This is a genomic window from Streptomyces sp. SolWspMP-5a-2 (assembly GCF_900091845.1).
In the GTDB taxonomy this organism is placed as follows: domain Bacteria; phylum Actinomycetota; class Actinomycetes; order Streptomycetales; family Streptomycetaceae; genus Streptomyces; species Streptomyces doudnae.
The window spans coordinates 1-8,656 of sequence record NZ_FMCI01000282.1 but is presented as its reverse complement, the minus strand read 5'-3'; the positions used below and the strand labels follow the sequence as shown (position 1 = coordinate 8,656).

Genomic DNA, 8,656 nt, shown 5'->3' with positions numbered 1-8,656 from the left:
GCCGCACGACCACCGCCCCCCGCCCGGTCTCCCCGGCCGTCCGACGACCTGCCACGGAGGACCTCCCGCCACTTCTCATACCATTCCCCCCATGGGAACTTCTGGTGAGTAGGGACGACGGCGGGAGAACCGGACCGCCGGTGGAGTGGCAGCGCGCCCTCCACCTGCTGTGGCGTGCCGCCACCGCGGAGGTCCAGGACGTCACGGGGGTCGCGGAACACGTCTACGACTTCCTGCTGCCGCTGCCCGGGGTCGGCACCGTGGTGGGCGCGCGGTGGGACGACCGGGGTCCCCTGTACCTGCGCCGGGGCCGGGCCGCCCGCGACGGGGTCGTGACCTGGCTGCCCTCCGACGACGGGTGGCCGGGCGGCCAGACCTGCCCGGACACGGTCGCCGCCGACGCCGTCCCCGCGGTCAGGCTCGTCGACCTCGGCGCGGCCGCTCCCGTGGACCCGCCCCTCGCGGGCCCCTCGCTGCGCGGCTCCGGGGCGGCGTGGGCCGTGGAGTGCGTGTTCCCGCTCGCCCCCGGTGACAGCGCCGCCCTGTGGCTCGGCCTCGACCGGCGGCCCGCCGACGAGGAGGCCGCGGCCCTGCAGGAGCGGCTGACCCAGGTCGCGGAGATCCTGCGCGCGGGCAACGAACGCATCCTGGAGATCAGGGCCCACGAGAAGCGCCAGGTCAGGGACGCGTTCCTGGCCGAGGCGTCGCTCCAGATGGACGCCAGCCTCGACGCCCGCGAGACCCTGCACCGCGTGTCGCGGCTGGCCGTCCCCGCCGTCGCCGAGGGATGCGTCGTGCACCTCTTCGGCGAGGACGGGCGGCTCGCGCCGGTCGCGACGGCGCACGTCGCCGCCTCGGCCCAGTCCTGGCTGACCAGCACGGCCCGGGACGACCCGTGGATGAAGGCGGTGCTGAGCCGCGGCGCAGAGGACCGCGAGGGCATCGTGCTGCGCGGCGACGACCTCACCGGCGGCCCCTTCGGCACTCCCGCGGGACCCGGCGGCCCGGTCCAGGCCCTCAGCGTCAGTCCGCTGCGCGCCCGCGGCCGCGTCCTGGGCACCCTCACCTTCCTGTACGAGAGCGCCGACGCCGGGGTCAGGGACCTGCGGATGCTGAGCGACCTCGCGGGCCGCGCCGCCCTCGCCATCGACACGACCACCCTCTACGAGCAGCGCCGCCGACACGTGCAGATGCTCCAGCGCCATCTGCTGCCGCGCGCCCTGCCGGAGGTCGAGGGACTCGAACTGAGCGCCGCCTACCACGTCGGCGATCCCAGCCTGGACGTCGGCGGCGACTTCTACGACGTCGTCGTCTGCGGGGAGACGGTGTCCCTGGTGATCGGCGACGTGTGCGGCCGCGGCGCGGAGGCCGCCGCCGCCACCGCCCTGGCCCGCCACACCCTGCGCACCCTCCTCGAGGACGGCGTGGCGCCCGCCGCCGCGCTCGCCCGCCTCAACCGGGCGCTCACCGGCGAGGGCGCCTCGCGGTTCGTCACCGCCCTGGTGATCCGTCTCGTCCCGGCGGACGGCGGCTGGGACGCGGAGATCGCCGGGGCCGGGCACCCGTGGCCGTACGTCCGGCGCGCGGACGGCGAGGTGGCGGAGACCCCGGCGCGCGGCCTGCTGCTGGGCGTCGTCCCGGACGCCCGCTACGAACCCGCGCGTTTCCGGCTGGCCGAGGGCGACACCCTGGTCCTCTTCACGGACGGACTGACCGAGGCGCGCTCCCAGGACGGCACGCAGTTCGAGGAGCACGCGGCCGCCGCGGTCGGCGCGCTCGCCGCCTCCGGGAAGACCGCGGCGGAGGAACTGGTGGCGGCGGCCGCGCAGTTCCGCGACCGCGGCGACGACGACACCGCCGTGCTGACGGCCAAGGCGAAGGCGAAGGGAACGAAGTGACGCAGGACCACGCGCCCGCGCGACGGCTCGACATGGGCCGGCTGCTGGTCGTCGAGGACTCCGAGGAGGACGCGGAGGCCATCGAACGGGCCCTGTCCAGGACCCACCCCCTGCTGCGCCTGGAGATCGTCGGCGACGGCCAGGGCCTGGTGGACCGGCTGCTCGCCGCCGACCAGGTGCCCGGCATCATCCTCCTGGACCTCAACATGCCGGGGCTCGGCGGCTACAGCCTCCTGCAGGCGATCCGCGCCCGTCCCGAACTGGCGGAGGTGGCCGTCGTGGTGTTCACCTCCTCCACGGCGCCCGCCGAGGTCGACGCCTGCTACGCGGCCGGAGCCGACAGCTACATCTACAAGCCGCTCAACTTCGACCTGTTCAGGACCGTGCTGAAGGGCGCCGTCGACTACTGGCAGCAGACCAGGCGTCAGCCGCCCTCGGGGCAGGGGGCTGCCGTGCCCCCGAACGTGAAGTAGAACGCCGTGCCCTCGCCGGGGGCGCTGGTGAGCCAGAGCAGACCGCCGTGCCGGTCCACGATCCGCTGGACGACGGCGAGGCCCACGCCGGTGCCGCCGCCCCGCTCACCGGGTCCGTGCAGCCGCCGGAAGAGGTCGAAGACCTCCTGCTGACGGTCGTCCGGGATGCCGATCCCGTTGTCCCGCACGACGACGGCGGCCACCGCCTCCGACGCCCCCGGGGGCGTCCGCTCCTCCACCGTGATCTCCACGGTGCGGTCGTGCCGGTCCGAGGCGTACTTCGCCGCGTTGACCAGCAGGTTCACCAAGATCTCGTAGACGCGGTCCGGGTCGGCGTCGACCGTGGGCAGCGCCCGGGGACGCAGCACCCGCACGTTCTCCTCCGCCAGCCGCGGCCCGGCGACCTCCAGGGCCGAGTCGACGACCTCGTCCAGCCCGATCTCCGCGCGCCGCAGGCCGCCCCGGCCCATCCGGGCGTAGTGCAGCAGGGAGTTGAGCAGGTCGTCCATGCGGGCGGCGAGCCTGCGCATCGTCTCCAGACGGCGCACGCTGGTCGCGTCGAGCCGGTCTCCCGCGTCCTCCAGCGTGAACGTGGCCGCGTTGGCGATGCCCCGCAGCGGCTCCTTGAGGTCGTGCGCCGTGACATGCGCGAACGAGTCGAGGTCCAGGTTGGTCAGGCGCAACTCGGCGTTGAGCGCGTCCAGTTCCTCCGCGTGCCGGAGCACGAGGCCCGTCAGCAGCCGCCGCATCTCCGCCGCGGCCGCCTCGGAACGCCGCGTCCAGGGACGGCTGCGCCCGCGCACCACGGACCGGAAGACGGCGCCGGAACCGCGCGGGGTCAGCCGCTCGCCCCGGGGGCCGACCAGCACGGGCCGGGACGGGTCCGCCGCCCACTCCCGGGGCAGCGCGCGCTCCCCGCGCACCCAGGCGAGGAAGTCCCCCTCGTCGCCGAGCGGCACCAGCAGCACCCCGGCCACCCCTCCGGCCGGGACGGCGTCCGCGCCCTCCTGCGCCAGCAGCTCGGGCATCCGGTCCGTCGACCAGACGTCCGCCGTCGCGGCCGCCGCGCGATCGGCCAGCAGACGGGCCAGCTCCGCGGGCACCGCGAGACCGGCCGCCGTCTGCCGCCCGCCGCGCGCGAGCAGCACCCCGTCGGCCTCCATCAGGCCCCTGACCAGCTCCTCGTGACGCAGCAGGGAGGCGTCCACGTCGACGTCGAGCAGTGTGGCGAGCCCGGCGGCGTCCCGGCCCGCCCGCTCCAGGGCGTCGGCCCGCTCGCGTTCCTCGATGGCGGCGAGCTGCATGGAGAAGGTGGCGCCGAACAGCTCGCAGGCCGAGCGCACGGCGGGCGCGACCGGCGCGGGGGTGCCGCCGTGGCAGGCGATCAGCCCCCACAGCCGTCCGTCCTTCAGCAGCGACACGGACATCGACGACCGCACGCCGATGTTGCGCAGGTACTCCAGGTGGAACTCCGAGACGGTGCGCAGCGCGGCACCGGAGAGGTCGAGGGGCGTGCCCGTCGCCTCGCGCACCGGCGGGACCAGGCGGGCGGTGGTGTCGTCCACGTCGGCGATGACGCGGATCCAGTTCTCCTCGTAGAGGCGGCGGGCCTGCGGGGGGATGTCGGTGGCGGGGAACCACAGGCCGAGCCACGGCTCCCAGCCCTCCGCGACGGACTCCGCGAGCACCTCGCCGGGTCCGTTGAGCCCGTCGAAGCGGTAGGCGACGACGCGTTCGAAGCCGGTCAGCGCGCGCACCTCGGCGACGGCCGCCTGGCAGCACTCCGTCACGTCGGTCGCCGACCTGAGCCGGTTCAGGGCCCGTCTGACCCGCTCGTAGAAGCCGCCCGAGCGGGCCGCCCGGTCCGGTTCGTACGGCTCGAACTCGACCACGACCAGGTCGTCGCGGCGGTGCACGGAGACGTCGAACAGGGAGCGGCGGCCCTCGGGTCCCGCGGCGACCGGGAAGCCGACGGCGGCGGCGCCGTCCGTGCCCGCGGCCTCCAGCACCTCCCGCCAGTCGGCCTCGGCGAGGACCGACGTCACCGGGCCGCCGACCAGGTCCCCGGCGGGCACGCCCAGGACGGCTGCGGCGTTCTCGGCGGCCGTGTCGACGAGACCGGTCGCCGGGTCGGCGGCGAGCAGGGTCCCGTAGGACTGGACCCCGCCCAGCAGATGGATCTGCTCGCGCACGCAGACCGACAGGTCGAACCCGCCCGGCACGGATGCCTCCGCGAGCTGTGCCTTCGGTGACAACCAGTCCTCGTGCACGTGCGGGTCTCCCTCTGGGTCGGTGGCGGCCATTGTCGCAAGGCGGCCCGGCCACCGCCGACCGGAGGGAGGTCGTCCTCGGCCGTCCCCTCCCCGCCGGGGGAGGGGACGGCGTCCCGTCAGCGGGCGGCGGCGCGGTCGCGGAAGCGCAGGATCCGGCGCGGAACGGCGAGCAGGAGGAGGCTGTAGTACTGGAGCACGGGCACCGCGAGCGCCAGGGCCAGCGCGACGGCCACGGCGATGACGTTGAGGTAGCCCTCGGTGTAGAGGTCCGAGACCCTGCGGTGCGCCCCGGGGACGTCGTCCTTGAGCAGTTCCGGCGTGGTCTTCAGGATCCGCAGCATCGCCGACCTGCACACCATGCTGGCCAGGAGCGTCGCGTAGTAGAACGCCGCGACGAACCGGTCCCGGCCGAAGGCGCCGATCATCTCCGTCGGCAGGGGGAGCACGACGACGGCGAGCAGCCACCCCATGTTCCAGATCATCAGGGGCCGGGTCAGCTTGCCGACCGCCGCGAAGGTCCGGTGGTGCTCCAGCCAGACGTTCGAGATGACCACGAAGCTGAGCAGGAAGCTCCAGATCTGGTCGAGGTGGTCGGTGATCACCTTGCTGGGCTCTTCGTGCGCGGCGACGGCCTCGGGGACGAGGTCGACCAGCGGCAGGATGAGGAGGGTGATGGAGATGGCGGCGACCGCGTCCGTGAACAGGAGCAGCCGCTCCGCCGACGCCCCCGGCTCCAGCCCGCGCGGCCCGGGGGCCGGCGCTCGTCCGGTGTCGGCCCCTTCCGTTCCGGTCTCGTTGCTGAGCCCGCTGGCACCCATGTGTCGCACCTCTCCGTCCGCGCCGCCGCGGCGCGGTGCCACGTGCGGGGGCGCACCGCTCCTTCCGGGACCGGTGGCCAGGGCGGAGGTTACCCGAGGAAACTGTCGAAATGATCAACGGGGCCGCACTTACGTGTAACCACCAGACATATCGGCGCCCGCGCGGTGCCGGACCGTCTCGCCCGCCATGCTCCGGGGACCAACACACGCACCGTGTACGGGAGTCGGGGACGCGCGTATCGTGGCGGGCGAGCGCATCGACGCCCGCCCCTGGTCCGAACCCGGCGGGCCGAACGGGGGAGAAGGGTGCGTGCCCGATGAGTCCCGGGCTCCTTTCCACGATCACGGCGGCCCTCTACGGGGGGACGGTCTCGCTCCTCGCCCTCACCGCGACCTTCGCCCGCCGCCCCACGCTGCGCCGCGAGGCGCGCAGCACCCTCGCCGTCCTGATGCCGGGGAAGGCGGTGGAAACACCGCAGGCCGACGGCGCGACGACGGCGCCCGGCGACTGACGCCCACCGATTGACCGGCGGAAAGCGGCCGCCCTACCGTGGAGGCCGCTTTCCGGAACGTTCCCCACCGCGCCGACGGTCAGGAGGACCATGCCAAGCCCCCAGCCGCCGCGGGCCGTGTTCGCGATGGATCCGGTGCACCTGCCCCTGCTCTTCCCGCCGCACCTCATGACCCGGCTCCGGCGGGCCGTCGGCATCGACCCCGGCCTTGTCGTCCGGGACGTCACCGATCCGGCCGCCGCCGACGCCCTCGCCGCCGCCGAGATCCTGATCACCGGCTGGGGCGGCCCGCACCTCGACGGCGACGCCCTCGCCGCCGCGCCCGGGTTGCGGGCCGTGCTGCACGCGGCGGGCTCGGTCCGGTCCCTCGTCGGGGACGAGCTGTGGCGGCGCGGGATCGCCGTCTCCAGCGCCGTCACCGCCAACGCGCTGCCCGTCGCCGAGTACACCCTCGCGATGATCCTCCTGGCCGGGAAGGACGCCTTCGGCCACCGCGAACGCTTCCGGGCCCGTCACACCCACCCCGCCCCCGAGGAGACGGCGGCCACCGGCAACGTCGGCCGCCGCGTCGGCGTCATCGGCGCCTCCCGCGTGGGCAGACGGCTCCTCGAACTGCTGCGCCCCTTCGACCTCACCGTGCTGCTGTACGACCCGTACGTGGGAGCCGCCGAGGCCGCCGCGCTCGGCGCGGAGTCCGTCCCCCTCGACGAACTGCTCGGGACCAGCGACATCGTGACCCTGCACGCCCCCGACATCCCCGCCACCCACCGCATGCTCGACGCGGGGAGGCTCGCCCTCGTCCGCGACGGCGGCGTCCTGATCAACACCTCGCGCGGCGCCCTGGTCGACTCGGCCGCGCTGACCGCGGAACTGGTCTCCGGGCGGCTGAGCGCCGTCCTCGACGTGACCGACCCCGAACCGCCGCCCGCGCACTCCCCGTTGTACGACCTGCCCAACGTCTTCCTGACCCCGCACATCGCGGGCTCCCTCGGCAACGAACTCCAGCGGCTCGGCACCGTCGTCGTCGAGGAGTGCGAACGGCTCGCGACCGGCCGCCCGCTCGCCCACGAGGTACGGGCCGAGGATCTCGGGCGAGTGGCCTGACGCTCGCTGCCGGAGGGCGAATGCGGGCTGCCTGGGCCGCGACGGCGGGCAGGTCCGACTCCCGCCGGGCGTGGGCACCGGCCCTGTTCCCGGGGACGGGTCGGGCGGAGGCGGTCACCAGACGTTCGCCACCCTGTGGAGGGCGTCAGTCCAGGAGCGCGGTCGCCTCGACCTCGACGAGGACGTCCGGTTCGAAGAGGTACTCGACGCCGATCAGGGAGGCCGGGGGGAGGGGGAGTCGGAGACCGATCTCCTCGGCGACGGCCTCCACGCCGGCCATGAGGTCGCCGATCTTCTCCGGGCTCCATCGGGTCACGTAGAACGTCAGGCGCAGCACGTCCGCGAACGACGCGCCCGCGCCCGCCAGTCCGACGGCGGTGTTGCGCAGTGCCTGGGCGACCTGTCCGGCCAGCTCGCCGGGTGCCACCGGAGTTCCGTCGGCCCGGCGCGCGATCTGGCCGCTGACATGGACGTGCTTCGTCCCCGTGCCCACGGCGACGTGGTGGTAGGGGACCGGCTGGAGCATGCCGTCGGGCGTGAAGTGCTGGACAGTCACGGGTCTCTCTCCTCTTCTTCAGGTATCGATAAGCTACCTAGTGGAAGAAGGACACTTCAACGAGACCAGGTTTCACCATGGATACCGACGGCGAACTCCGCATCGACGCCCCGCACCGCGAACTGCTCGACCAGATCCTCGACAAATGGTCGCTCGCGGTGCTCAACGAGCTCTGCGAACGCCCGTGCCGCTTCAACGAACTGCGCCGGGCCGTCCCCCAGGTCACGCAGAAGTCGTTGACCGCGACACTGCGGCGGCTGGAGCGGAACGGTGTGGTCGAGCGGGAGGTCGTCTCCGTCCGCCCGGTGGCGGTCAGGTACCGGATCACGCCCCTCGGCAAGACCCTTCGCCACCCCGTCGACGTGCTGCTGGAGTGGGCCTCGCGGAACATGCCCGCCATCGAACGCGCACGCGAGGAATTCAGAGCGCGGGAAGAAGGAGAGGCGGGCTTCTGACCCCTCCGACGACCGCACGCGTCAAGGATGGTCGCGCTGTCGTCGACGTCCTGCCCTCGTCGCACGGCCGAAGCCCGGTGCCGACCGGAGCGCGGCTCTGCGGGGGTGTCGAGGCTCTCCGCTTCCAGGCCCCCGGCGTCCAGGACCAATCCGAGGGCGCCACCGGGACGGATTCCGGTCATGGACCTCGACGTACGACCCCAGCCGCTGCCCGGTATCACACGCCTGTCCCTCGGCGCCCTGAGCGGTCTCCTCGCGGGATACGCGGCCATCGCGGTGGCCGAGTTGGTCTCCGCGGCGGTGCGGCCGGAGTCGGGGCCGGTCATCGCGGTCGGCGGGGCGGCGATCGACCGAACACCGCCCGGTGTGAAGGACTGGGCCATCCGGAACTTCGGCACGAACGACAAGCTCGTTCTGCAGCTCGGCATCCTCGCCGTGCTGACCGTTCTCGCCCTGGTTCTCGGGGCGTTGGCCGCGCGGTGGCGGGTCATCGGTTCGGCCGGTGTGCTGGCCTTCGGTGTGGTCGGTGCCGCCGCCGCCACGAGCAGGCCCGACTCGACCGGCCTC

The 8,656-nt window shown here is 73.9% G+C and carries 8 protein-coding genes and 2 pseudogenes; 6 read left to right on the top strand and 4 right to left on the bottom strand.

What is annotated here, in order from left to right:
* Positions 1-104 precede the first annotated feature (104 nt).
* On the top strand, positions 105-1,898 hold the full coding sequence (locus GA0115242_RS28455; protein ID WP_141721776.1) for a PP2C family protein-serine/threonine phosphatase: 1,794 nt from the start codon (positions 105-107) through the stop codon (positions 1,896-1,898).
* The gene (locus tag GA0115242_RS28450; RefSeq protein WP_370672325.1) at positions 1,895-2,371 is read left to right on the top strand and encodes a response regulator; all 477 of its coding nucleotides are present in this window, start codon (positions 1,895-1,897) and stop codon (positions 2,369-2,371) included. The genes GA0115242_RS28455 and GA0115242_RS28450 overlap by 4 nt, the downstream gene beginning before the upstream one ends.
* On the opposite strand, the gene GA0115242_RS28445 is transcribed toward GA0115242_RS28450, so the two are convergent.
* Both GA0115242_RS28445 and GA0115242_RS28440 read right to left on the bottom strand, forming a co-directional pair.
* A complete protein-coding gene (locus tag GA0115242_RS28445; protein ID WP_093833459.1) occupies positions 2,323-4,674 on the bottom strand; it encodes an ATP-binding protein in 2,352 nt (783 codons plus the stop codon). The two genes, GA0115242_RS28450 and GA0115242_RS28445, sit on opposite strands and share 49 nt — an antisense overlap.
* Positions 4,675-4,760: 86 nt before the next feature.
* Positions 4,761-5,462 carry a TMEM175 family protein gene (locus GA0115242_RS28440; RefSeq protein ID WP_093833457.1) on the bottom strand — a complete coding sequence of 234 codons (702 nt, stop codon included), beginning with the start codon at positions 5,460-5,462 and terminating at the stop codon, positions 4,761-4,763.
* A 317-nt stretch (positions 5,463-5,779) separates the two neighbouring features.
* On the opposite strand from GA0115242_RS28440, the gene GA0115242_RS28435 reads away from it, so the two are divergent.
* Both GA0115242_RS28435 and GA0115242_RS28430 read left to right on the top strand, forming a co-directional pair.
* Positions 5,780-5,974 carry a hypothetical protein gene (locus tag GA0115242_RS28435; protein WP_093833455.1) on the top strand — a complete coding sequence of 65 codons (195 nt, stop codon included), beginning with the start codon at positions 5,780-5,782 and terminating at the stop codon, positions 5,972-5,974.
* A gap of 90 nt (positions 5,975-6,064) precedes the next feature.
* Complete coding sequence (locus GA0115242_RS28430; protein ID WP_176729927.1) at positions 6,065-7,078, top strand: hydroxyacid dehydrogenase; 1,014 nt, start codon at positions 6,065-6,067, stop codon at positions 7,076-7,078.
* Positions 7,079-7,111: 33 nt separating this feature from the next.
* Here the strand turns inward: GA0115242_RS28430 and GA0115242_RS42570 are convergent.
* Both GA0115242_RS42570 and GA0115242_RS28425 read right to left on the bottom strand, forming a co-directional pair.
* A pseudogene (locus GA0115242_RS42570) lies at positions 7,112-7,202 on the bottom strand (IS5/IS1182 family transposase); the annotation flags it as partial.
* Between the two features lie 21 nt (positions 7,203-7,223).
* Complete coding sequence (locus GA0115242_RS28425; RefSeq protein ID WP_093833451.1) at positions 7,224-7,634, bottom strand: RidA family protein; 411 nt, start codon at positions 7,632-7,634, stop codon at positions 7,224-7,226.
* Positions 7,635-7,711: 77 nt separating this feature from the next.
* Between GA0115242_RS28425 and GA0115242_RS28420 the strand changes: the two genes are divergently transcribed.
* Positions 7,712-8,089: a winged helix-turn-helix transcriptional regulator gene (locus tag GA0115242_RS28420; RefSeq protein WP_093833449.1), complete on the top strand. Its 378-nt coding sequence runs from the start codon at positions 7,712-7,714 to the stop codon at positions 8,087-8,089.
* Positions 8,090-8,269: 180 nt separating this feature from the next.
* Positions 8,270-8,656, top strand: a pseudogene (locus GA0115242_RS28415) (molybdopterin-binding oxidoreductase); the annotation flags it as partial.

Bases quoted from the DNA above. Each gene is read 5' to 3' on its own strand.
- GA0115242_RS28430 (WP_176729927.1), top strand. From the start codon at position 6,065: ATGCCAAGCCCCCAGCCGCCGCGGGCCGTGTTCGCGATGGATCCGGTG.
- GA0115242_RS28420 (WP_093833449.1), top strand. From the start codon at position 7,712: ATGGATACCGACGGCGAACTCCGCATCGACGCCCCGCACCGCGAACTG.
- GA0115242_RS28435 (WP_093833455.1), top strand. From the start codon at position 5,780: ATGAGTCCCGGGCTCCTTTCCACGATCACGGCGGCCCTCTACGGGGGG.
- GA0115242_RS28440 (WP_093833457.1), bottom strand. From the start codon at position 5,462: ATGGGTGCCAGCGGGCTCAGCAACGAGACCGGAACGGAAGGGGCCGAC.
- GA0115242_RS28445 (WP_093833459.1), bottom strand. From the start codon at position 4,674: ATGGCCGCCACCGACCCAGAGGGAGACCCGCACGTGCACGAGGACTGG.